We start from the raw sequence: 22,933 nt of genomic DNA, 5'->3' as shown, positions 1-22,933 counted from the left end.
GATTTATCTCAATATGATGACTGTAGAACAGACCCAAATAGCGTCCAAAGATGACGATCAGCCCATTGGTTCTTGGCGCGCGTTATGTCCGGTCGGTGATGTAGTGCCGGAAGCCGGTACGCGCGTTGTCGTAGATGGCCTGCCGCCATTGGCAGTTTTCTTGCTTGATGGTGAATTTTTTGTGACAGCTGATACATGCTCGCACGGTGAGGCCTCTCTGTGCGATGGCTTCGTGGAAGGTTGTGAAATCGAATGCCCTTGGCATGCCGGGAAATTCGATATCCGCACCGGCCAAGCGACGGCCTTTCCAGCAGTTGAACCAATTCAAATTTATCGGCCGTCGATTCGCGACGGAATATTAGGCGTCGAAGTGGATTAATCCTGTTTTGATGAATAGCGCTCAAGCAGGCGGAGATTAAACAGTCATTTTGAGGGCTGACCAAGTCCTTTCAGTTCCGATTTTGGAAGCTACAACCATGCCGCGTGTATAAGGGCATTCATTTAAATAAATTACGGAGACAGCGATGAAAAGTTTTGCTCTAACGTTTTCCAAAGCCGTTATTGGCCTTTCAATAAGCTTAGTCGGACATACAAGCTTTGCTGAAGAAAACTGGCCTTCAAAAATGATTAAGATCATAGTGCCGTTAGCACCGGGTGGATCGCTCGATGCTGCAGCGCGTATTCTTGGCGAAGAGCTTTCCAAGGAATTCAAGCAGCCTGTCATCGTGGAAAACAAGACCGGCGCGAGCGGCATGATTGGTGCCAACACGGTTGCTAAGGCACCAGCAGACGGATATACCGTGTTTATGACGATTTCAAGTATCGTACAGAACGACATACTCCATAAGGATGCGCCGTACCGGCTTACGGACCTCACACCGGTCGCCGAAACAATGTATAACCCGATTGCGTTTTCGATCGCCATCAACCATCCGGCGAAAACACTTGGTGAATTCGTCGCTTCCGCCAAACAATCCCCCGGCAAATACGCTTTTGGCTCCTTTGGGGGCGGCACCACCGGCCATATCTTAGGCGAACAGCTTGCTCGTGAAACCGGCATCGTATGGAATCACATACCCTATAGGGGGGAAACACCGGCAGTGAATGACTTACTTGGCGGGCATATCATTGCGGCTTTTGGAACAGTAGGAACGCACAAGCAGTTGCACGATACTAATAAACTCCGCCTGATTGCAGTCAGCGGTAATAAGTCCAAGATAGCTCCGGATGTACCGACCTTCGCTGAGGCGGGCTTCCCTAATTTGAACACTGGTGGGTGGACCGGTGTCTTTGTCCCTGCAAAGACACCGAAACCGATCGTCGATAAGCTCTCTCAATTCTTTGTCAAGACAGTGCAGCGTCCAGAGATTGCGTCACGTTTACTAAAAACTGGCCTGGAGCCAACCGGTCGACCACACGAAGAATTTAGCAAGATAGTTGCGCGTGATCGAGATGTATGGGCAAAGCTAATCAATGACAACCAGATTAAGGTCGATTGAATTGGGTGGCTTGTCCCCGCAATCCAACGGATTTTTTGAAGTAGGCACTTAAGTCTCCCCGATAATGGTCTTCACAGCATGCGATCGCATACGGCGGAGAACAAATGACGTACGCAATATGGCAAGCGTCGCGACTCAACACAACGAATAAGGGTTAAATATCATGCAACTCACGGAAAGCTCTACAAGCAAGTATGCGCATATTAAAGAAGGTAAGTACGATCTTCAAGTTCATTACAATGATGCAGGTACTGGTGAAGTTGTCATTATGCTTCATGGCGGAGGACCGGGTGCGGGGGGGTGGAGTAACTATTCACGGAATATTGGAGCATTCGTCGAAGCCGGATATCGTGTGATCCTGCTCGACAGCCCAGGATTTAACAAATCCGATCCAATTGTCGTTGACGTAGCGAGAGATTATGTGAACGCTGCTGCGGTCAAAGGTCTGATGGATGTACTCGGAATTGAAAAAGCTCACCTGATTGGAAATTCCATGGGGGGAGCGTCATCACTGCGCTTCGCACTCGAGTATCCAGACCGCATCGACAAGCTCATACTTATGGGGCCAGGAGGGTGTGGGCAAAGCATTATGGTTCCGCAACCGCTTGAAGGGATCAAGCATCTTTCCAATGTGTTCCAGAATCCGTCGCTGGAATCGCTTAAACGAATGATTGATGTATTTGTTTACGATCCCAGCAAAATTACCGAGGATTTGATTAAAGAGCGCTTTAACAACATGATGCGTGACGACGGTATCCATCTGAAAAATTGGGTCACGAGCCGCGCTAAGGCAATGCACGGCGATATGTCACCGCGGTTTCCGGAGATTAAAGCCAAAACGCTATGCACTTGGGGACGCGAGGACCGCTTCCTTCCTCTTGACCATGGATTGAAAGTAGTGGCCGGGATCCCCGATTCGCGTCTACACATATTCAGCAAATGTGGCCATTGGGCGCAGTGGGAGCATGCCGATGAGTTCAACCGCCTTGTTATCGATTTCCTGAAGCACTAGTCCGAGTCCAAGAGGGGTGACGGTTTACTCCTTGCATTCCGTGCAAGGAGAGGCTGTCTATTCCAAGTGAATATCTTACGGCGGGCTGGTCACGCCCTGTCTACCGTCGTCCAACATTGAAGGAGCCACAGATGGCAGAAATCCTTGGATTAGGTTTATCCCATTATCCGCCGCTTTGTACAAGCGATGAAAAAATGGGCTGGTTGATCGAACGTACCCTGAAGGATCCAGGCATACCGGCGGACGCAAAAGATTCCGCACAGTGGCCGACTGAAATGCAGGCAGAGTGGGGAAATGACAGGGGTGCGGCTGCGGCGGCCAAACATCGGGCAGCGTTGGTCGAGAACTTCGTTCGAGTACGACAGGCGCTTGACCAGTTCAAGCCGGACGTCGTAGTAATCTGGGGAGACGATCAATACGAGAACTTCAAAGAAGACATCGTACCGGCGTTTTCCATTCTCGCGTATGACGATATCGATCTCTACCCTTGGCGGCATGCCCAACAGACGGCAGGTATGGGTGAGGGTCGCCCAAACGTATGGAATGAAGGGCCGGACAAGCATTACCGCATACGCGGCAATCGTGCTATCGCGAAATATTTCGCTTCCAAGCTGATCGAGTCGAATATAGACGTGGCTTATGCATACAAACCGCTTCACCATGAAAGCCTGGCGCACGCATTTACCAACGCGATTCTTTACCTTGATTATGAACGCAAACTGGGTTGGGACTACCCGACCATTTGCTTTCCAGTCAATTGCTATGGAAAGTCCGTTATCTGTGCTCGGGGAAGCATGGCACCGTTCGGAAAAGAGATGGATTTCGACCCTCCTTCGCCATCGCCAGCGCGTTTGATGGAAGTTGGAAGGGCCACCGCACGTATCTTCCGAGATTCTCCATGGCGGGTAGCTCTCATTGCGTCGTCAAGCTGGTCTCATGCATTCCTGGTTGACCATACTTGGCATTTGCGGCCGGACACCGAAGCGGATCGCCGGCTTTATAAGGCAATGACTTCCGGCGATTATCAACAGTGGCAGAACACCTCGTTATCTGCGTTTGAACACGCCGGCCAGCAAGAAGTGCTAAATTGGTGCGCCTTGCTGGGAGCAATGCAGGAGATTGGGGCGGAATTAAAATGGAGCGATTTTGTAGAAACACATACTTTTAACTCCAACAAAGTATTCGCTGTTTATAACTCGAAATAATAGTACTTTTTTTTAGCGCTAACCCAAAGGTTGGACTGTGGTGCCACCTCTGGGTTAGCGCTGCGAAAATATTCTTCTAGATTTACAATAGCCCTCTATAACTCCAGATCTAAAGAGGTCACAACCTCCGAGGAATTTAACAGATTCCGGGATTTGGAATGCGTACTGACATGATCATGCAACTTTTGCAGATGTGCACGCATCTCTGCTGCGGCCCTATCAGGATTACGCTGTCGCAACTGTTGCATTAAACGGCGACGGGACTGTGTAAGCTCTTTGGAGGGGTAAAGCTCCATTTTGGAAAGAACGGTGCGCATAATGTCGGTCAGAGATTTGACTACAATTATTAGCGCCTTGTTTTTCGTTGCTGCGGCTAAGTGCCGGTAAAATTCCCCCGCTTGTTGTAAGCGTGCATTGGCATCCCCTGACTCGACCACTTCCTCGTTGAGACGAACGTTCTCTTCCAGGGCGTCCAGGTCTTCTTCGGTGGCGCGTTCGCACGCCAATCGTGTAACTGAGTCAAGAATAAAAATACGTGCTTCAGTCAAGTCCGAGAGCGGAATCGTACCGAGGTCGAGCATATCTTGCATTAACTGCGTCAATTTTTCGTCGCTGCCACCGCGAATAAAAGCACCGCCTTTAGGTCCGCGTTGCAGTTCCACGATCCCAGCGTTTTCTAAGCTTCTCAACGCCTCACGAATGGCGAGACGGCTCACGCCTAGCTGTTCGGCCAACGAACGTTCAGGCGGAAGCTTGTCTCCTTTTTTGAGTGCACCGCTTGCGACTCGGGCACGGATTTGTTGGCAAACTTCTTCAAAAGCTCGTCGGGCAGGTATGGGCTCAAACATTCAGGATCTTTGTAAATAAGCGTTCATGCATCTTAACTTCTTCAAGGCCAGATCTTTTAAGCTGTGCATGGTGCAATCGGAATCGCTAACTGATAATTATATTGGTTTTACCTTTGTAAGTTCTACCAAAAAGTGCATGTTGACATAAAGCGGAGATCACCAAAAATGGTTTTAGGTGCGAGATAACAACTCTACGGCGATTTGCCGGTAAGCATCTCAACAAGTTCTCCGCCAAGGTTCGGCAAATTTACCTGTGCCAATACGAATTGAAAGCCTTGAATCCATCCATAGGTAAAGCCACCAAGTAGTTCATATTGTTAATGTGTTTATAAAGAATCTCTCGACTACTCTAATTTAAAACGGGACGATTTATCGGAAGGGGCACTTAAAACGTAGTATTAGCACCCATCGTTGCAGCTTGATTCTTTGGTCATACCATTGTATGATAAACCAAGAACTATAAGTTGTTTAAGCTCCCACAAAGTATCGTCTTGGGTTGAAACAATCTTTTGTTCAGTTAAGTCAGTGAAACACTTATTGGCCTAGAAATGTATATCTGTAGAGAACGCCTTTCCCTTGGCAATACCGCTTTACCAACGCGATCTCCAATAGGCGCTCGTTTCATTCTGTATGCATCGAGGGTTGGAGCAATGAATTAAATCAGGTAGCTAACAAGCGCTGTTTAGAGTGCGACGACAGAGACTGATATCACGGAGACTTCCATGAACCAAACAAAAATTGAGCAAATCGCCGAACAACTCTGGGACGCGCAAGAGTCGCGATCGCTTTGCGCACCTGTCCGGGAGCAGATTATCGAGGCAGCGGATGGCGACGATTTGGTCGCCACAGCCTATGCCATTCAGTCACACAATACTAGGCGACTGAGTGAAATTGGCCACCGGTTGATCGGACGGAAAATTGGCTTAACGTCGTTGGCCGTGCAGAAGCAACTAGGCGTCAGTTCGCCGGACTTCGGCATGCTGTTTAGTCACATGGCGATTGGTGACGGGGAGGAAATCGCTATGTCTCGTACTCTGCAGCCGAAAGTGGAGGCGGAAATCGCTCTGGTATTAGGGCGTGATCTCACATATGAAAAGCACACCGTGGCTGATCTCATATCGGCCACTGAATATGCGTTGCCTGCCATTGAAATAGTAGGTAGCCGGATCTCTAACTGGGATATTCGACTTACCGATACCGTGGCGGACAATGCTTCGAGCGGACTTTTCGTGCTAGGCACGACGCCCAGGCGCTTAGGAAAGTTCGATCTTTCTGGTTGCGCAATGAGAATGGACCGGCAAGGGGCCACGGTATCGTCTGGAACCGGAGCCGCCTGCCTCGGCAACCCGCTCAACGCTGCAGTATGGTTGGCCGACATGATGGTTAGCATGGGTGCCCCGCTGAAAGCTGGCGATATATTGATGACTGGGGCGCTTGGACCGATGGTGACCGTCGAGGCGGGTAATCGCTTTGACGCCGAAATAGAAGGACTTGGGAAGGTCAGTGCAGTATTTTCCGCTTGATCCGATGAGGAGTCAGACATGAATCAAGATACTAAAATGCCAGTAGCCATCATCGGATCGGGCAATATCGGTACCGATTTGATGATTAAGGTCATACGGCATGCCAAACATTTGGAGATGGGGGCCATGGTTGGTATCGACCCAAACTCCGACGGTTTGGCGCGAGCCCAGAGAATGGGCGTGGCAACGACCGCCGAAGGAGTCCAGGGTTTACTGGCCCTGCCCAAATTTAGTGAAATTGGGATCGTGTTCGATGCAACCAGTGCGGCGGCGCACATCGAAAATGATGCGCTGTTACGTCGCACTCGGCCCGACATTCGGGTCATTGACCTGACGCCCGCAGCCATTGGCCCGTACTGCGTTCCCGTCGTGAATATGGGAGGAACCCTAGACGCATCCAACCTCAATATGGTTACGTGCGGAGGACAAGCGACGATTCCCATGGTGGCCGCCGTATCCCGTATTACTACTGTTCATTACGGCGAAATTATCGCGTCGATTGCAAGCAAGTCGGCGGGGCCCGGCACGCGCGCTAATATTGATGAGTTCACCGAGACCACGTCGCGGGCAATTGAAACCGTGGGAGGCGCCAATAAGGGTAAAGCCATTATTGTGCTTAACCCGGCAGAGCCGCCTTTGATTATGCGCGACACTATCTATTGCCTTGCCGATCCAGGCTCTGACGTGACAGTTACCCAAGCGCGAATTGCGGATTCTGTGGCGCACATGGTGGCAGCAGTGCAAGCCTACGTTCCAGGGTACCGCTTAAAGCAACAGGTGCAGTTTGATTTGATCGATGCATCCCGACCTCTCAATATTCCAGGAATCGGCAAAATGACGGGACTGAAGGTAAGCATATTCCTTGAGGTTGAGGGAGCCGCACATTACTTGCCTGCGTATGCAGGAAACCTCGACATCATGACTAGCGCCGCGCTAGCAAGCGGCGAGCGCATTGCCCGCCAGCTGCTGGCAGTACACGCCTGACCTTAGGAACAAAGCCATGTTTAACACGACAAAAAAGGTTTACGTTTCCGACGTGACCCTGCGCGATGGCATGCATGCCATTCGACATCAGTATTCGCTCGAACAAGCCATGCAGATTGCGAAAGCGCTTGATGAAGCAAAGGTTGACAGCATCGAAGTTGCGCACGGCGACGGCTTACAGGGCTCAAGTTTTAATTATGGCTTTGGTGCACATACCGACTTAGAATGGATCGAAGCCGTCGCTAGCGTCCTTAAGCATGCGAAGGTTGCAACTCTGTTGCTGCCAGGAATTGGCACGATCCATGACCTAAAAAATGCCTACGACGCAGGCGCGCGCGTTGTGCGTGTCGCAACCCATTGCACGGAAGCCGACATTTCAAAGCAGCATATTGAGTATGCTCGTCGTTTGGGGATGGATACTGTTGGTTTTCTGATGATGAGCCACATGAACACGCCGAAGGGCTTGTCAGAGCAAGCAAAATTAATGGAAAGCTATGGGGCGCAATGCGTGTACGTAGTTGACTCTGGCGGCGCCATGAATATGTACGACATTGCCGAACGATTCAAGGCATTCAAAGATGCGTTACAGCCCGAAACACAAACTGGCATGCATGCCCACCACAACTTGAGTTTAGGCGTAGCCAACTCCCTCGTGGCACTCGAGCATGGCTGCGACAGGATCGATGCCAGTCTAACTGGCATGGGAGCGGGCGCGGGTAATGCGCCGTTAGAAGTTTTTATTGCGGCGATCGACCGTATGGGCCTGAATCATGGGTGTGACGTGAAAAAACTCATTGATGCGGCCGAAGACATCGTTCGGCCGATTCAGGAGCGACCGGTACGGGTGGACCGGGAGACGCTCGCCTTGGGCTATGCAGGCGTGTATTCAAGCTTTTTGCGGCACACCGAGGCAGCAGCCCAGAAATATGGATTGTCGGCGTTCGACATCTTAGTGGAGTTAGGAAGCCGTCGTATGGTCGGCGGCCAGGAAGACATGATTGTCGACGTTGCGCTTGATTTGCTAAAACAGCGAGAGCAAAAGGCTGCAAATAGCGTGCAGGGAAAACAAGTTGCAGGCAGCCTCTGAGCAAAATCCTATTCCCCAGCGGCGACTATGAGCGGCTTACTGCGGCGACGAATTTGCGGGCATTTTCAGTGACGGCAGCATAGTCTCCATGCGCACCAGGACCGGTCAGACTGCTTCCAGCGCTAACGGCAACGGCGCCATGTTGAAACCACGCATCGACATTATTCAGTGAAACGCCCCCACTGGGAATGAGTGGAGCATGCGGGAGCGGTGCCTTCAGTGCCTTGAAGTATTCCGGACCATAGATTTCACTTGGAAAAACCTTCAGAAAGTCAGCTCCTGATTCTAGTGCCTGGACCGCCTCACTAGGTGTCGAAATTCCCGGTATGGAGACGACCTGATAGCGGTTGCAGACACGTATGACATCAACATTCAAATTGGGTGCAAGTAGGAAACCGGCGCCAGCAAGAATCGCCATTCGTGCGGTCTCTGCGTCTAGTACGGTGCCGGCACCGATCAATGCCTGGTCGTGGTGTCGGTCCACGAGAGTCTTGATGACATCAAGTGCGTCAGGAGTGGTAAATGCTACTTCGATCGTCGTTGCGCCCCCTTCAATACACGCCTCCGCCGTAGCCAATGCTGCTGCCGAACTGTTGGACCGGACGATTGCTATTAGTTTGCAACCTACGATTTGCTGAAGGATATTAAGTTTTTTCATTACGAGTACCCGTTGAGTGTGTCTTATGAGGTTGATGTGTTTGATTGCGGTGTAAAAGAGCAATACCTGTCACGCGCCCCAGAAGGGGGTTTGGACATAGCGTCAGTGCCGAGGTTCAAGTACCGCAAAAGAGAACGGTTGAGGTGGTGAGATGTAACCCGACTTACCAGGGACACAGAGAAAATTCCCGATTTAGATCGTGGTGAGTACGTCTTATTTAACGTGTGATGAATTACATCGAGGAATGAAAAAATGAAGACAAGTCATGCCATTTCGGTTGCCGGCAGTGAAGTCAGCTACGTGTGTGAAGATGGTGACACCCTGCTACGGGCCGGTTTGAGAGCGGGTTTGGGATTATCATATGAATGTAATGCAGGCTCTTGCGGTACCTGCAAAGTAGAACTGGTAGGCGGAGAGGTTGAGGACCTATGGCCAAACGCGCCTGGGATCAAGGATCGAGATCGTGCTCGCGGTCGCCGCCTTGCCTGTCAGGCAAGGCCACATGGAAACTGCACGATCAAAGTTCGACTCGCTGATGAGTATATTCCAAAGTATAGGCCACAGCGAACGATCGCTACTTTAGAAACTACGCGCGACATTACACACGACATTCGTGAGTTCAGCTTTCGAGGCAAGGGAGCAGCGCATTTTCTTCCAGGCCAATATGCCATGCTTAATCTGCCGAACTTAGACCTTTCGCGTGCCTATTCCATGTCGAATACGGCTAACGACGAAGCATTATGGCAGTTTATGATCCGCCGTACTCCCGAGGGGGCGATGAGTAATGCGCTATTTTGCCTAGAAGAGGGCGCTCGTGTGCACTTGGACGGGCCATTCGGTCTTGCCTATCTGCGGGAGGATAGTTCACGGGACATCGTGTGTATCGCAGGTGGGTCAGGGATTGCACCGATGGTGTCGATCCTAGACGCCGCCGCTGAACACGATCATGGTCGGCATCGTGGAGCATGGCTTTTTTACGGCGGTCGCAGTCCGGCCGATGTTCCAGCTATCGCCTCCCTGCTGAAGAGCCACAATTTGAGAAACAAGCTGGAATGGCATCCTGTCGTTTCAGTGCCAGCGTTAGCGGAAGGGACCGATTGGAATGGCGAATTCGGCTTCGTCCATGAACTACTTCCACGTAAACTTCCGAAACCTCTCGGGGAGTACGATTATTATTTCGCCGGTCCTCCTCCTATGATCGAGGCAACCATTCGATTATTGGTAGTGGAACACAAGGTCCCCCAAAAACAGCTATTTTTTGATCGCTTCTTTTAAACACCAAAGTTCTACCACGCAAATGCGGTAACGGTAGTTTATGAAGAAGAGCGCCCTCTAAGACAACACTCAATTAGTGGTTGAATCAATATGTGGCATTCAAGAGCAATTTCATTCATCCCTACGCCTTCCGTTTTTTATTTCAGAAGTGTTGCGACAATGCTGGACGAATGCATACAACGGTACAATTTTCGTAAAGGTTTTACACATACCAAAGTTGAACTTTGTGAGTTGGTCATGAGGGAAACGATCATGTTGGCGCACACAGTGTAATGCTGAAGATTGACCTTACATCGGCCGACGCCTTAATCGCACAAGTAAGCTCTTATTAACGACCATGGCTAAGAAAGCCATTCTTTCACTGTATGAATGACGTTAACGTTCCGGTTATAGTTTGCTTCGGCCTACCGATGTCATTCACGTGTGATCTTGTTGACGCGATCACTCCAAAAACCGCAATGTGGCTGATTTGCGATACAGACTTTGAGGCGCTGGCGGCCGTTGACAAACGCTTTGAAACTAACCCTGACGTGTCCCTGTGCGTGCTATCAGCATTTGATAACCATAATGCAAATGTTGTCCTACGCATGGTCATGCAATATTCCAAAATAGAGGAAAACTGCATTTGGCTTTCAATAGAGAAGAATCCATTCGAAAGCGAACTCAAATTACTGAGATTCATAAACTTTTCGGAGAAACCAGCGTATATCAGCTCTAATCTAGAGGCGTCGGCAGCAAAGTGTAGTCTGGACGTATCTAAAGCGTCTGGTTTGTTGAACGAAATAATTTCGATTCAAAGGAAAACTAAGAGTTAATTCTTGATTTCTTCCTTGGCAAACGGCGGCGTCCATGTAAGATTTGAGCAAGCCAACACCGCCAACAAGCCGGGGTTGCAAATCGGAGGGTGACCATAGATTTAAAATGGCTGCTACATGCAATGTTCAAGCCATTTTCAGATGTCTCACTTCCGGCTATTTTCAAATGTCTCTTTTAATCACCGGGTTTCCCCGTTAACGCCGCCGCGCCGCGGAATAAGAAGCCAGGGGCAGGGCACTCATTCATTACCCCACTGTTGCCGGCAAGACCGGAATTTGGGTTCGTTGATTGCTTCAGTGAATGCTCTTACCAATTGCGCGCTCCAGGTCCTGCACATCAATCTTGCGCTGCACCTTGGTCCCCGGTGCTGCCTTTGCCTTCTCGACTGGCAAACCCAAATTCGTGCGTGCCGGCGCTGAATGACTACGCCGGTTATCCCGCTGCTGCTGCACCAGCTGCGCAATTTGCAGCACATGCCCAAGCCGCTTGTTCTCCACAATGGCTCCCTGATCCACATCCGGCAAACGGTCATACCGGACATACGGCAGCACGTAATCATTAGCCCGTAGCTCAATACGCCCATCCGGATAGTCATAGACCTCGATGTACTTGCCAATGAGCCGCCGGTTCACTGGCGTATCGCCTAGCAAATAAATCGCCTTGTCGTACTGCAGCGTGAGCACGTGAGACACCTTGCGCGGCTCGCGTATCGTAAAGATCAGGTCCAGATCCTCGTCCTCTCGTACCGGCCGATGCGCATCCCAGTCATTCCTGGGCGGTTTGGCAAAGCGCCGGTTATAGTCGGCAATGAAAGAGGGCGCATACGCATTGGCCGCTGCCATGGTGGAAATACCTTCCAGTCGCAATTCCTTGACCAGCCGGTCCTGCAATGTCAGGTTGGCCCGCTCCACGCGCCCATTCGCACAAGTCAGCAACTGTCTACTGTTCGGATCAACGCGCATCCAATATCAGGACATTTGCTATTACGCATCCCTTTCACCCGCATCGTGGACAGCGTTTCGTCCTGTCGACGTGTAAGCAGTATTGGGGCGAAGACCGGGTCATGTATCAAGACGCGAACGAACGTCTGACCTCAATGCTCGTGTCCTGGACCGACGTTCAGGAGCCAGACTTGTTTATGCAGGCATCTGCCGGACGGTCATGGTTTCGCATTGACGACTTGCTTCTCCTGCGCGTTCTCATCGATGAATTATTGAAACAATGAGCGTCAAGCAAACTATGCCGCAGGTGTCATGGCTATTACGCCGCGTGTGGTTGATGGCGCCGTGCGTGCTCGAACTTTACCTTGACCTTGTGGTGTGGGCGGCATATTTTAAATTACACGCTGCCACGAGGAGATCATGCCATGGCGAAGCTGGAAACGAAACTCGAGCGCCTTCGCCGACAGGGGCTGCTGCATCCGGCTCCCCAGCGAATTCGGGCACCATGGTTCCACACGGGCGACTTCTTCGACGCCCACGATTTGCTGCAAGCAAAGTACGAGATGCTACGCCATGTGCGTGTCGATGGTGCTTCCAAGTCCCAGGCGGCCGCGCTGTTCGGCATGTCCCGTCAAGCGTTCTATCAAGCCGAAGCTGCGTTTGCCCGGGAGGGGCTGGTTGGACTGTTACCCAAGCCGCGCGGCCCCAAAGGCGCGCACAAACTAACCACGGCGGTGATGGCATTTATCGACAGCCATCTGCGTGGCGATGGGGCGATCCATGCCCGCGCGCTAGCGCAGGAAATCCATTCTGCGCTGGGGATTTCAATTCACCCGCGCAGCATCGAACGGGCCATTACCCGCTTAAAAAAAGCACAATAGGCGCTCCTGCGGAGCGCCTGGAGCCCTCAGTGGTTTCGCTCTACGAGACCTTACGTAGTGCCGTCGTTACGGGCCAAGGAGATACTGAAGGAATGGCGGCCCTGTGTTTCCATGGCATGTATCAGGGCTTGGCGATTTTACGCAAGACGCCTCCAACGCTTCAACCGCCATCTGGTCGGTCAACGGATTGCAACTTCCATTGCAGCAGCGAGTTTGTTCAGTTGCTGGCCAACCTTATCCTGCATACTTATGAGGAGCTCACTCATGTTTGCTGAACGATTTAATAAAGTCACGGCCGACCATGTACGGCGCGATGCCTTCTTGTATATCCGTCAGTCTTCATTACGGCAGGTGCTGGAGAACACCGAGAGCACGGAACGGCAATATGCGTTGCGTGACCGGGCTGTCTCACTGGGATGGCCGATTGAACGAATCCATGTCATCGACAGTGACTTGGGCATGTCGGGTGCCAGCGCACGAGACCGGGACGGATTTCAGCGACTGGTCGGTGAGGTCGCCAATGGTCATGCCGGTATCGTATTGGGACTAGAGGTCTCGCGCCTGGCGCGTAATAATGCGGACTGGCACAGGCTACTGGAACTGGCTGCTTTAACGGGAACCTTGATTCTTGATGAGGACGGCGTCTATGATCCGGGCCACTTCAACGATCGATTGCTACTAGGCCTCAAGGGCGCAATGAGCGAAGCTGAACTGCACATGCTCAAGGCACGACTGCAGGGAGGGATTTGCAACAAGGCCAAGCGGGGTGAACTGGAGACCGCGTTGCCAATCGGGCTGGTCTATCATCCGGACGGTTCGGTGATTCTCGACCCGGATCAATCGATCCGAGCAGCATTACAGTTGTTGTTTGATACGTTCCGGCAGACGTGCTCGGCAAGTGCAACGGTACGGCGATTCCAGCGTGAAGGCTGGTTGTTTCCACGTCGAATTCGCCGCGGCATTGGCAAGGGCGATGTGTTATGGGGAGAAATGAATCACAGCCGGGTCATTCAGATTCTGCACAACCCGCGTTATGCAGGCGCATTCGTCTATGGACGCACGCGCACCGCTCATCTTGGGCGCCACGGCGGTAGCCAATTGCGTGTGGCTCGTTCTGAGTGGCAGGTTCTCATACCCAATGCCCATCCTGGCTATATCGACTGGGAAGAGTATGAACGCAACGAACTCATCCTGAAACAGAATACGACTGCATTGACGAAATGGAGCCGCGGCAGCATGCCGCGAGAAGGACAAGCGCTCTTGCAAGGGCGTGTGGTTTGTGGAGTTTGTGGCGAACGAATGCGAGTACGCTACCAGAAAGTGGGCAGTAAGCTTGAACCGTATTACATGTGCACGGAGAAAGCTGTGCGGTTAGGAGGGAAGGCATGCCAGTCAATCAAAGGCGGCCCGATTGATAACACGATCGGTACGCTGCTGCTGGATAGCGTTGCACCGGCAGCGATTGAAGTCGCCTTGGCGATTGAGGAAGAGATTGCCGGTCGTATTGATCAAGCGTCTCAGCAACGTGCCAGACAGTTAGCACGTTTGCGTTATGAGGCCGAACTGGCCCGGCGGCGCTATCTGAATGTTGATCCTGCCAATCGCCTTGTGGCCGATACGTTGGAGGCCGACTGGAATGATCGACTGCGCCAACTTGAGTCCTTGCAGCAGGAACATGAGCAACAACAGCAATCCGACCAGAAATTGCTAGCTGATGATGCGCGAACCCGTATTCGACAGCTCGCCGAAGACTTCCCCCGCATCTGGCATGACGAGAAGGTATCAGCACTCGAGCGCAAACGTATGGTTGCTTTATTGATCGAAGATGTAACCCTAGTGAAGACGGCGCGGATTACGATGCAGGTGCGCTTCCGCGGCGGCCGCACGGCGGTGCTGGAGATCGACAAGCCCAAACCGATAGCGTTGGTCCGCAAGACTCTACCGGAACTGGTGCAGTTGGTTGATGATTTGCTGGAAACCTGTTCCGATAAAGAGGTGGCCCAGCGTCTCAACGAACAAGGCCGCACAAACTGGAGGGGTGACGCATTTACCTATCAAAAGGTATGGTTGATTCGGCAGGCCTACCATCTTAAGAGTCGGTATGAGCGGTTGCGTGCGCGAGGAATGTTGACCGCCAATGAACTCGCCCAGCAATTGGGCGTCTGTCCGACAACGATATATCAATGGGGACACACAGGCTTGTTGCATGAACATCGCTACGGGCATCGACACCGGTGCCTCTACGAGCCGCTCGGCTCGGCGAAATTAACTAAAGGCAAGGGTGGACGACGCCCCCGGCCGGCGACACTATCAACCGCTGGATTAACCGCACAAGGTGCAATATGAAGCGTACGCCTTGGCCTGGCTGCTGTTGGCACACAGGCTCTCAATATTGAGCTGGTACAGCACCCGCCCGAAGTGCGTCACGCCATGTTCCTTGTCGACCTGCTTACGATTGACCCGGAAGATCGATGCCTTGTCACTGTAGAACGCCTGCGGCTTGCCGTGCCGCTCCAGATAGGCCCGCGTGGCTTCGAAATAACTGAACGTCGACTCGCTATAGGTGAAATGCAGGTGCATCAACCGGCTGGTCGCATCATCAATGAACACGAGAAGCGTGCAGGCCGGCGCCCGGTCCTCAAACCAGCGGTGGTCGCTGCCATCAATCTGGATCAGTTCGCCGACACAATGACGCCGGTTACGCGGCTGGTAAACCGAAGGCGATCGCAGTTTGCGGGGAATCCATAGACCGGCTTCCGACATTAGCTTGCGGACCGTTTCCTTGCTCAAGACTAAGCCATGGCGCTCCCGCAGCTTCTCGCACGCCAATGTCGGACCAAAATCCGCATAGCGTTCACGGATGATCGACAGCGCCATGCTAGCCAATCCTGGTGATAATTGACGATGGCCTGGTTGACCTCGCTGATGCGATATCACAGCCGTATTGCCTTCGGCCCGATATCGACTGACTAGCCGATTGACTTGGCGCTTAGACATTTGCAGCTGTGTAGCCGCGGTTGCCGCGCGCAGATTTCCCGCCGCAACTGCCTCGATAGTCTTGAGCCTGTCAAATTCACGCATGCTCATGGTAATCATCCCACTGCGAGCCATGATGTGCCTCCTGAACCAGGTAAGCAACCAGCATGGACCGCTTAATATCTCAAGACTTGCTTAAAACGAGACATTCTGATTTAGCCAGATCGAGACATTCTAATCTTGCTATTACATGCAAACAACGTAATCTTGGTAGTTTGGGCCGGTGTTGCGTATGCTTTGGTTTTGAATTTTTTTATTTTTTAATGGGGAAAGCGGTCGAGTTATCCACAGGTTATTCACATTTCTAAGAGCTGACCGTTGCGTCTCTTTAGTGCAAGGTTTGTTGCGCAAACCGTTGCTTGGTGACGCAACGGTGCTAAAGCTGCAATGGTGACACGAGCAGCCTTAGTGTTGCGTGCCGAATGCCGGGGGCAGTTCAGTTTTGGTTTTTGGCTTCACGCCGAGTTGCCACAGGACGTCGATGTTTTTGAGGTAGATAGAGACCTTCTCCGGTGAACTATTGATGATCGAATGCTGGTCGCCATCGGCACTTTCGACTGTCACTGTCCACGGATCTTCCAAGCTTTGAGCGACATCATCCACTTTGTCACGGTACTCGTTGAGAGCCGAGCCATTCCAGGCCTGAACAACATCAGGATCCAGCAGCACTACGAGTGAGCCTTTCCGTTCGCCGATATACCGCACGGGGGCAAGCAAGCCGCCTAGGTAAAGTATCTGAATCGCGTCAATCAAACGCTCGTCGTGATCCTCGTCCCAGATGATCGCGAAGTCTAGGAAGGCGCCGCGCTGGAGCGGCACGAGAAACTCGTCGTGCCAAGTAGGAACACGCAGAACCGAGTAGTGTGTTCCTCTGCCCAGATTGCCCACGGGGCGTGTCTCGTCATACAGTGTCTGGAAGAAGGGGCAATATGACATGTTGTACTCTTTTCGAGAGGGGAGCGGCTTCAACCGCGAGAATCAGTTATTTCGTGGTAGAAGGTGTCACGTAAATACTATCATGCGTAGTAAACCAGACCCAACCTGCTAACTTCCGTCCGATTTCATCGCACCTTGAAACTAGCCTAACTTCTAAGTCCGATCATAACCGGTCAGTTGGTGCTCCGTCATAGCCCTTCAAAGGGAACGCTTGCCCTCTTCACCCAAGCGTGCGCCGGTCGTACCTGGACAACTTCCTACTTGAGACGATGACGCTCTTAGTTGCGACCATCGGCTGAAGTTGTTCTGAAACCAAAGGAACTTCTTCTACATTTTGCCTCTAAGCAATATTGGGCAGTCCGTATATTATCAATGTGACTCCGATTCTACCGTCCTTGTAAACCTTGTCCTGATAAAACCGGGAAATGAAATAATGACTGTAGAAACAGTGGCTTAGTATGAATTTAACACGACAGCATCGCTGGTTTATCAGGCCGAATTCCCGTTTTATCAGGCACTCTAAGCCTTTGAAATATATAGTTATATCGCAGCACATGGCTAACAAGACCAATATCCCATTCTTCGCCGCATCGATGATCGCTTTGGTAGCAGTTGGATGCAGCACGACTCCTGCTGCGCTCAAGCCAGTGGGCCTTGACTTCAAGGAGCTACGGGTCGGTGACATCCTAATTCAGGAAAGGCGAACGGTGGTCATCCGGAATGCCAATGAGCAGGCTTCGCTTTGGAAGGAAGGAATGTGGAGCGGTGGCGGCACGATGCCGAACATCGATTTCTCGCGCTATATGCTGGTAGGCGTTTTTCTGGGGGTGTACCCGGTAGTTGAACGGCCGGAGCTATCGTTTAGTGGCGTTAAGCGGCACTTCGATCCTGATCGGATTGAAGTCACCTACAAAATCAGAGATTACAAACCGGTGTTTGGTAATGTTACGCTTCCGTCAGCGGGAAGCCTTCACAAATTGGCGCTAGTGCCGCGTTCCAATTTACCTGTGCAATTTGTAGAGTTGAAGGAGGAATAATGCGGCGATATAACATGGCATTCAACCCTGACGCAGCGCGCCGGTTAACTTAGAACGTTAAATGCTTTCCACAAGAATGAAGAGCCGGTCAAGCAACATCGTTGTCTTCCTTTTGGCGCTGGTAGTAGTTGGAGGGTGCGCAACACGTCCTGAATTTGTAGATCATGCATTCAGCTTCAACACGTCATTTGAAAGCCCTGACATCGAGGTCATAGACTATCGTTACGGCACGTCACGACATCCTGGCGCGCGAGGCGATCCAGAGAGACGAAGGGGGCAGACAAATATCAATGGCCGGATGTTAAGAGGAGACGTTCTGTATGTTAAATGGCTTGTCAAGACAAGCCACCAAGTCTATGAAGAGACGGTGGATCTAGCGTCAAAGCTTCCTCGTGATATAGAAAGAAAGCGAATCCATTTCTACATCAAAGGGTCGAATTTGTTCGTATATCTGGTCGAACACCAGCCAAGGCCAAAGGAGTCGACCGTTGGGGGACCGCCGATGTATCAAGGTCAAAAAGTCCAACTTATTTACCCTGACAGAGAACATGACTAGTTCAACATGCAAACCTATCCCATTTAACCTACCGAAGTAAAATTGGCTGAAACGCGTAAGTAATTTTAGCTACATATCCGTCCTTGAGAAGCTTTTCTTAACTCAATCAATCACTTACGCTGAAATGCGCTGGGACTGTTAAAAATATGGTGGGTTAGTTTGTTGGTATGATGAAATCTTGAAAAGTTTGGCTGTTTTGGGAATGAGGGATAAGACAAGAAAAGTAGTCAGTTATAAAAAACAAAAATCAGGGGGCGTGATGAAGATCATTGTTCGGGCTGAGCTGGTCACGGATTGGGGAGAGACCACGGCCGTCGAGGTGGCACAGTTTGATCGACCTGTTTCTGAACTTGAACCTGAGTGCCTCGGCTTGTCGCTAGCAGACGGCAAGCAGGTTCTGTCCAATCTGCAGAAATTCTTCGTCCCCGCTCAGGCTTACGAGTATTGCGAAGTTCGAAGCGTATGTAGTAACTGCCGCCGACAGCTCCGGCTGAAGGACTACAGGCGCCTCAAGGTGGACACCGTATTCGGCACTGTCAGTGTCCGCAGTCCCCGCTTAATGTCCTGTCCTTGCGAGCCGCCATATTATCTGGAAGGCTTGTTTAGCCCGATGTCACAGATCATTCCTGAACGGGCTGCACCGGGCCTGCTTCTCCTTCAAGCCAGGCTGGCTTCGAAGATGTCCTTTAGGCAGGTGGTTTCGATCATGCAGGAATTCCTGCCGGGTACCGAAAAGCTTAATCATGTGACAGTACGAAATCGTACTTTGCGGCTCGGATCTCGAATCGATGGCATCGAGTTGCCGCTTGCTGTGCCGTTATCTCCAGATAACGAGTGGTCTATTGCGATCGACGGCGGGTTCGTACGGGGAAGGGATGAAGCGCGGCCCGCCTCGTTCGAGATACTAACAGGACGTCTTAGTGCGCCTGGCATGAAGCCACGCGTTTTTGCCTGTGTGCGTGGTGAAGTAGACTCGATAGCGGAGCGCCTTGCTTCGCTGCTACAGACCTGTTCTGGCTCGCCCGCGCCCAAGGTCTGCATGATTACGGACGGTGCCAATGGTGTACAGAGCATACATCGCCAGTTGCCGTTTCCGGCAACCCCCATTTTGGACTGGTTCCATATCTCCATGCGTATTCGGTACCTGGAGCAGATATCCAAAGGAATGCACGCACGCTCGGAAACCGAGAAGCACACGAAAAGCGTTTTGTGCAAACAGATGACAAAGTTACGATGGTGCTTTTGGAATGCTAGTTTTAAGAAAGCCGAAGAGAAGATTCATCAAGCCTTGATGCTATGCCGGATTATTGTCCCGCAAACGCCAGCCTTTCGCGACAGCTTAAGCCATCTCGATTACCGGCTGAGAGATCTTTGGGCGTACATAGGAAGCAACAAGAGCTCAGTGATTGCTTATGCAAAGCGCCAGAGGGAAGACAAGCCGGTTTCAACAGCCATGGCGGAATCAGCCGTCAACCAGGTTATCAATGCACGCATGTGCAAACGACAGCAAATGCGTTGGACGCCACGTGGAGCACATCTGCTGGCGCAAGTACGGTGCGCCGTAATCAACGGCGATCTCCCACAGAAACTTGCTGCATACAACAAGAAGATGAGCGAGATGCCGGAGCATATAAGTCGTTTTCTCGAGCTTCTACGCGCCGGGATGGAGAGAGAGCCCCAGCCTTTTTAACACTCCCCACGATTGACGACGACAGCGCCGAAAAAACAGCGGTCATCACATGCCGTATGCCGGCGGCATTGGCGGCGCAGGTGCACGACGCTTGTGAACGATCGGGCAAGAGTCCGTCGCGCCTGATCAGGGAAGTGCTTGAGGCGGCATTTAAGGATGAAAAGCTGGTCATCACGCCGCCGCCGGCGATCCCGGCAAAGATGTACCGGATAACCAATGACATGCATCGGCTTTTCGCGTCAGTATCGAACAACATGAACCAGATGACCAGGAGGCTCAACTATGACCACCTAAATCGGTTGGTTTCCGACAAGACCTATGCGGCTGTTAATGACCAGCTCGCCATCCTCATCCGGGTGCTTGAATCAAGGCTGCCGCCATGATTGCAAGGCAGCGCGGCGGGCGCAAAGGCATAGTCGAGTATCTAAAGACCGGCAAGAAAGCGGGCCGTCCATTCACGCGCGACGAATTAGACGAGCGCGTGCCGCTGGCAGGGGATATCGATGCGGTCGACAAGCTTATTAAAACGATCCGGCACGGGGCGCAAGCCTATATTCACGTTACCCTAAGTTTCTCTGAACGCGATCTAGAAAAAGCAACGCTGGCGCAAGTGGCGGGGGAATACATGGATCGGCTGATGCCGGCATTCCGGCCAGACGAGTACACCTGGTATGCGGAAGCGCACCTGGCGCGGATCAAGGCCTATACCCACGAAACGACGGGGGAGCATGTCGATCGCCTAGACCACATTCACATCATTATCCCGAATGTGAATCTGCTGAATGGCAAAGCATTGGACCCGATTGGCCGGGGCGAAAATAATATTTGGTTAGACGCGATTCAGGAGGATATCAATCGCCGGTGGGGGTTCGTATCACCGAAGGACAGGCCTCGAGCAGACAGCACGACCAAGGCAGACATTATCAGCCGGGACAAGGTAACGAAATTCCGCAAAGGGTCTTTCAAAGACGTAAAGGCCAAGCTGGAACAGCTGGTCATCGATCGCGGCATCGCGACAAAAAAAGACTTGGTGGCGCTGGCGAAAGAATACGGCGAGGTCAAGATACGCAACCAAGGGCGCGGGCCGGAGCGCGAATACGTGGCGATCAAGCCGACGGAGTTCGATAAGTGGGTCAACCTCTCGTCGGGCATTTTCCGAGACTGCATGGGCGCGACGCCGCGTTTTATCAGTGAGGATGAGAAGCGCCAGGTCGGCGTCGGCAAGCGCACGGATGCCGATTTGGACGACTTGCTGGAGGACTGGACTATCCGGCGCCAGCGCGAGATAAAACTGTTGAATAGTGGCCGAAAGAAGGAGTACCAAGAATACAAAGCGGCGGACCCGGACACGCGGCTTGCGATGCTGTCCGTTCTGGAATGGGAGTTCTACAAACGCTGGGACAAGGAGATTAGATATGGACGAGACCAAGACGCCGCAAGACCACGGCGACACGCAAAAATCGGAACCGACGCGGATCCCCAATCCGCGTGGGCCAGCCCATCCACCCGAGCAGCCGTTGCTAAACAGAACGCTGCAAAGGCTGCCCGTGGCGAGGCGACCACAACAATTCACGCTCTGCCAAGCCTGCACCAACGCCGTCTGGTTAGCGACGGACCCGCCGGGCGAGAGCCTGAAAGCGTTCTGCCAGGTGTTGTTTCAAGTGGTATGGGACGATCGGGAGCAGGTGCCGACGACGCATTGCGACGCCCACGAACTGCCGGGGGAGCCGACCGAGTAGGGCCGATTGCGGACAATACCGCCCGCAATATGGCGGAGAAGTTGGCGCTCGATCACCAGCACGCGCGGGAGATGAGCAAGGACGAGCAACGGGCATTGATCCGTGAAATCAAGAGGAAGATAGACCCACATTTTTTGCTGGCGAAACTGGCCGCCGACATCGGGCTGCGGCCTGAGGATTACATCGTGGTTGAGCGGGAGGGCGGGGCGACGATCCGGCACAAGGACTCGAAGCACAACCTGGCCGTGACAGATTTTTTATGCCGGCATTGCAAATATCCGTGGCCTCGCGCTAGGGACTATCTGCAGGCCTGCCTAAGCTTGCAGAAAGTGCAGAAACGCGCGCCGATCACACCGCCGCCGCCGAACCCGGATCAATGGCGCCGGTTCCAGCGCACCAGGCTAAAAACACGATCCCTGCAACGCCTGATCGAGCGGGAAGCCATTCGCGCGGCCAAGGATGCGTTGCGAGCGATACGAGCGCAGCATCAAGCGGAAATGCAGGCATTGCGGCGCCAGCGCCTAACCTATGCCGAGTTCAAAAAACAGCGCTCCTTGCTGAAAATCCAAGCCGCGAAGAAAGAGCAGGAGCTACTGGCGACGATCCGTGCGCACCGGGCGCGCATTGAAGAATTGGACCGCGCAGACCCGGCGCGCAACATGTATCGCGGCTTCCTGATGGAGCGCGCGATGGCCGGCGACCCGGAGGCCTTGATGGAATTGCGTCGGCAGCGCATCGAGGCGGAGCGGCGCGCGAAACGTCGTGGGGTGGCGATCATCGGCTTTGGCGTGAGCGTTACCGTGCATCTCCCGAAGCAAACTGATGATCTGAGCTACAGTGTGCGAAAGAACGGGGACGTATCGTTTTTCAACAAGAACGGCGTTGAAATCATGCGCGACACCAGCGACGCCATCTACGTCATGGAGCTGACCGACGACACAATCGAGCTGGCGCTGATCATGGCGCAAAAGCGCTTCGGCAATGGCCGTTTTGATCCGCTAGGGGACGATGCGTTCAATGAGCGTGTCGTGAAGGTTGCTGCCGAGCGCGGCCTAGCCATTCGGTTCAAGGATCAGAAATTCAACGACCGCTTGGAGCAGCTGAAGAAAGCCATGCGGCCCGCGCCGCTGCCAGGCTACAAGTTTCTGCAATCAGACTCGAACGACCAGGGCGGCAATACCGGCGCAAAACCCAAGAAACCGACTTGATT

Annotated in this window: 18 protein-coding genes and 2 pseudogenes; 15 read left to right on the top strand and 5 right to left on the bottom strand. The window is 52.4% G+C overall.

The window, feature by feature from the left end; all coding sequences use genetic code 11:
• Positions 1-13 precede the first annotated feature (13 nt).
• The 4 genes from ASE07_RS16980 to ASE07_RS16965 all read left to right on the top strand — a co-directional run bounded on the left by ASE07_RS16980 (position 14) and on the right by ASE07_RS16965 (position 3,716).
• On the top strand, positions 14-379 hold the full coding sequence (locus ASE07_RS16980; protein ID WP_235548505.1) for a non-heme iron oxygenase ferredoxin subunit: 366 nt from the start codon (positions 14-16) through the stop codon (positions 377-379).
• A gap of 145 nt (positions 380-524) precedes the next feature.
• Entirely contained in the window at positions 525-1,499 is a 975-nt protein-coding gene (locus ASE07_RS16975) for a Bug family tripartite tricarboxylate transporter substrate binding protein (protein WP_057292020.1), read from the top strand.
• Positions 1,500-1,659: 160 nt separating this feature from the next.
• Positions 1,660-2,511 carry an alpha/beta fold hydrolase gene (locus ASE07_RS16970; protein WP_156396706.1) on the top strand — a complete coding sequence of 284 codons (852 nt, stop codon included), beginning with the start codon at positions 1,660-1,662 and terminating at the stop codon, positions 2,509-2,511.
• 131 nt (positions 2,512-2,642) lie between these two features.
• On the top strand, positions 2,643-3,716 hold the full coding sequence (locus ASE07_RS16965) for an extradiol ring-cleavage dioxygenase (RefSeq protein ID WP_057292018.1): 1,074 nt from the start codon (positions 2,643-2,645) through the stop codon (positions 3,714-3,716).
• Positions 3,717-3,811: 95 nt separating this feature from the next.
• Here the strand turns inward: ASE07_RS16965 and ASE07_RS16960 are convergent, their stop codons facing one another.
• Complete coding sequence (locus ASE07_RS16960; protein ID WP_057292017.1) at positions 3,812-4,564, bottom strand: FadR/GntR family transcriptional regulator; 753 nt, start codon at positions 4,562-4,564, stop codon at positions 3,812-3,814.
• Positions 4,565-5,286: 722 nt separating this feature from the next.
• Between ASE07_RS16960 and ASE07_RS16955 the strand changes: the two genes are divergently transcribed.
• From ASE07_RS16955 to dmpG, 3 genes are read left to right on the top strand one after another with little or no spacing between them, the layout of a single operon-like run.
• Positions 5,287-6,087, top strand: coding sequence for a 2-keto-4-pentenoate hydratase (locus ASE07_RS16955; RefSeq protein WP_057292016.1), 801 nt, complete (start codon positions 5,287-5,289; stop codon positions 6,085-6,087).
• Positions 6,088-6,105: 18 nt separating this feature from the next.
• A complete protein-coding gene (locus ASE07_RS16950; RefSeq protein ID WP_057292015.1) occupies positions 6,106-7,071 on the top strand; it encodes an acetaldehyde dehydrogenase (acetylating) in 966 nt (321 codons plus the stop codon).
• 16 nt (positions 7,072-7,087) lie between these two features.
• Positions 7,088-8,158, top strand: a complete 1,071-nt coding sequence (gene dmpG / locus ASE07_RS16945) for a 4-hydroxy-2-oxovalerate aldolase (RefSeq protein WP_057292014.1) — start codon at positions 7,088-7,090, stop codon at positions 8,156-8,158.
• Positions 8,159-8,183: 25 nt separating this feature from the next.
• On the opposite strand, the gene ASE07_RS16940 is transcribed toward dmpG, so the two are convergent.
• Complete coding sequence (locus ASE07_RS16940) at positions 8,184-8,816, bottom strand: bifunctional 2-keto-4-hydroxyglutarate aldolase/2-keto-3-deoxy-6-phosphogluconate aldolase (protein WP_057292013.1); 633 nt, start codon at positions 8,814-8,816, stop codon at positions 8,184-8,186.
• Positions 8,817-9,068: 252 nt separating this feature from the next.
• On the opposite strand from ASE07_RS16940, the gene ASE07_RS16935 reads away from it, so the two are divergent.
• Positions 9,069-10,091 carry a 2Fe-2S iron-sulfur cluster-binding protein gene (locus ASE07_RS16935; protein WP_057292012.1) on the top strand — a complete coding sequence of 341 codons (1,023 nt, stop codon included), beginning with the start codon at positions 9,069-9,071 and terminating at the stop codon, positions 10,089-10,091.
• A gap of 1,109 nt (positions 10,092-11,200) precedes the next feature.
• Here the strand turns inward: ASE07_RS16935 and ASE07_RS16925 are convergent.
• Positions 11,201-11,830: pseudogene (locus ASE07_RS16925) on the bottom strand (ISNCY family transposase); the annotation flags it as partial.
• Here ASE07_RS16925 and ASE07_RS29290 point away from each other — a divergent pair.
• The 3 genes from ASE07_RS29290 to ASE07_RS16910 all read left to right on the top strand — a co-directional run bounded on the left by ASE07_RS29290 (position 11,797) and on the right by ASE07_RS16910 (position 15,075).
• Positions 11,797-12,132 (top strand): DUF5372 family protein, encoded by a 336-nt coding sequence (locus tag ASE07_RS29290; protein WP_235548504.1) that lies wholly within the window; start codon positions 11,797-11,799, stop codon positions 12,130-12,132. The pseudogene ASE07_RS16925 and the gene ASE07_RS29290 sit on opposite strands and share 34 nt — an antisense overlap.
• A 141-nt stretch (positions 12,133-12,273) precedes the next feature.
• Positions 12,274-12,729: a helix-turn-helix domain-containing protein gene (locus ASE07_RS16915; protein ID WP_057292009.1), complete on the top strand. Its 456-nt coding sequence runs from the start codon at positions 12,274-12,276 to the stop codon at positions 12,727-12,729.
• Positions 12,730-12,993: 264 nt separating this feature from the next.
• Entirely contained in the window at positions 12,994-15,075 is a 2,082-nt protein-coding gene (locus ASE07_RS16910; RefSeq protein WP_057292008.1) for a recombinase family protein, read from the top strand.
• Positions 15,076-15,084: 9 nt separating this feature from the next.
• Here the strand turns inward: ASE07_RS16910 and ASE07_RS16905 are convergent.
• A pseudogene (locus ASE07_RS16905) lies at positions 15,085-15,840 on the bottom strand (ISNCY family transposase); the annotation flags it as partial.
• Between the two features lie 330 nt (positions 15,841-16,170).
• Positions 16,171-16,653 carry a hypothetical protein gene (locus ASE07_RS16900; RefSeq protein WP_235548503.1) on the bottom strand — a complete coding sequence of 161 codons (483 nt, stop codon included), beginning with the start codon at positions 16,651-16,653 and terminating at the stop codon, positions 16,171-16,173.
• 602 nt (positions 16,654-17,255) lie between these two features.
• On the opposite strand from ASE07_RS16900, the gene ASE07_RS16895 reads away from it, so the two are divergent.
• The 4 genes from ASE07_RS16895 to ASE07_RS16875 all read left to right on the top strand — a co-directional run bounded on the left by ASE07_RS16895 (position 17,256) and on the right by ASE07_RS16875 (position 22,931).
• Entirely contained in the window at positions 17,256-17,738 is a 483-nt protein-coding gene (locus ASE07_RS16895) for a hypothetical protein (RefSeq protein ID WP_156396705.1), read from the top strand.
• Positions 17,739-18,496: 758 nt separating this feature from the next.
• Entirely contained in the window at positions 18,497-19,984 is a 1,488-nt protein-coding gene (locus ASE07_RS16885) for an ISKra4 family transposase (protein ID WP_057292003.1), read from the top strand.
• A 56-nt stretch (positions 19,985-20,040) separates the two neighbouring features.
• Positions 20,041-20,367 (top strand): hypothetical protein, encoded by a 327-nt coding sequence (locus tag ASE07_RS16880; RefSeq protein ID WP_057292002.1) that lies wholly within the window; start codon positions 20,041-20,043, stop codon positions 20,365-20,367.
• Positions 20,364-22,931 (top strand): LPD7 domain-containing protein, encoded by a 2,568-nt coding sequence (locus ASE07_RS16875; RefSeq protein WP_057292001.1) that lies wholly within the window; start codon positions 20,364-20,366, stop codon positions 22,929-22,931. Before ASE07_RS16880 ends, ASE07_RS16875 begins: the two co-directional genes overlap by 4 nt.
• Positions 22,932-22,933: the final 2 nt, after the last annotated feature.

This window comes from Noviherbaspirillum sp. Root189 (genome assembly GCF_001428545.1).
Lineage (GTDB): Bacteria > Pseudomonadota > Gammaproteobacteria > Burkholderiales > Burkholderiaceae_D > Noviherbaspirillum.
The sequence above is the reverse complement of the archived record's forward strand: the minus strand, read 5'-3'. Positions and strand labels throughout refer to the sequence as shown.

Bases quoted from the DNA above. Each gene is read 5' to 3' on its own strand.
- ASE07_RS16950 (WP_057292015.1), top strand. From the start codon at position 6,106: ATGAATCAAGATACTAAAATGCCAGTAGCCATCATCGGATCGGGCAAT.
- ASE07_RS16955 (WP_057292016.1), top strand. From the start codon at position 5,287: ATGAACCAAACAAAAATTGAGCAAATCGCCGAACAACTCTGGGACGCG.
- ASE07_RS16980 (WP_235548505.1), top strand. From the start codon at position 14: ATGATGACTGTAGAACAGACCCAAATAGCGTCCAAAGATGACGATCAG.
- ASE07_RS16915 (WP_057292009.1), top strand. From the start codon at position 12,274: ATGGCGAAGCTGGAAACGAAACTCGAGCGCCTTCGCCGACAGGGGCTG.
- ASE07_RS16975 (WP_057292020.1), top strand. From the start codon at position 525: ATGAAAAGTTTTGCTCTAACGTTTTCCAAAGCCGTTATTGGCCTTTCA.
- ASE07_RS16960 (WP_057292017.1), bottom strand. From the start codon at position 4,564: ATGTTTGAGCCCATACCTGCCCGACGAGCTTTTGAAGAAGTTTGCCAA.
- ASE07_RS16880 (WP_057292002.1), top strand. From the start codon at position 20,041: ATGCCGGCGGCATTGGCGGCGCAGGTGCACGACGCTTGTGAACGATCG.
- dmpG (WP_057292014.1), top strand. From the start codon at position 7,088: ATGTTTAACACGACAAAAAAGGTTTACGTTTCCGACGTGACCCTGCGC.
- ASE07_RS16895 (WP_156396705.1), top strand. From the start codon at position 17,256: ATGGCTAACAAGACCAATATCCCATTCTTCGCCGCATCGATGATCGCT.
- ASE07_RS16885 (WP_057292003.1), top strand. From the start codon at position 18,497: ATGAGGGATAAGACAAGAAAAGTAGTCAGTTATAAAAAACAAAAATCA.
- ASE07_RS16910 (WP_057292008.1), top strand. From the start codon at position 12,994: ATGTTTGCTGAACGATTTAATAAAGTCACGGCCGACCATGTACGGCGC.
- ASE07_RS16875 (WP_057292001.1), top strand. From the start codon at position 20,364: ATGATTGCAAGGCAGCGCGGCGGGCGCAAAGGCATAGTCGAGTATCTA.
- ASE07_RS16935 (WP_057292012.1), top strand. From the start codon at position 9,069: ATGAAGACAAGTCATGCCATTTCGGTTGCCGGCAGTGAAGTCAGCTAC.
- ASE07_RS29290 (WP_235548504.1), top strand. From the start codon at position 11,797: ATGTCAGGTTGGCCCGCTCCACGCGCCCATTCGCACAAGTCAGCAACT.
- ASE07_RS16940 (WP_057292013.1), bottom strand. From the start codon at position 8,816: ATGAAAAAACTTAATATCCTTCAGCAAATCGTAGGTTGCAAACTAATA.
- ASE07_RS16965 (WP_057292018.1), top strand. From the start codon at position 2,643: ATGGCAGAAATCCTTGGATTAGGTTTATCCCATTATCCGCCGCTTTGT.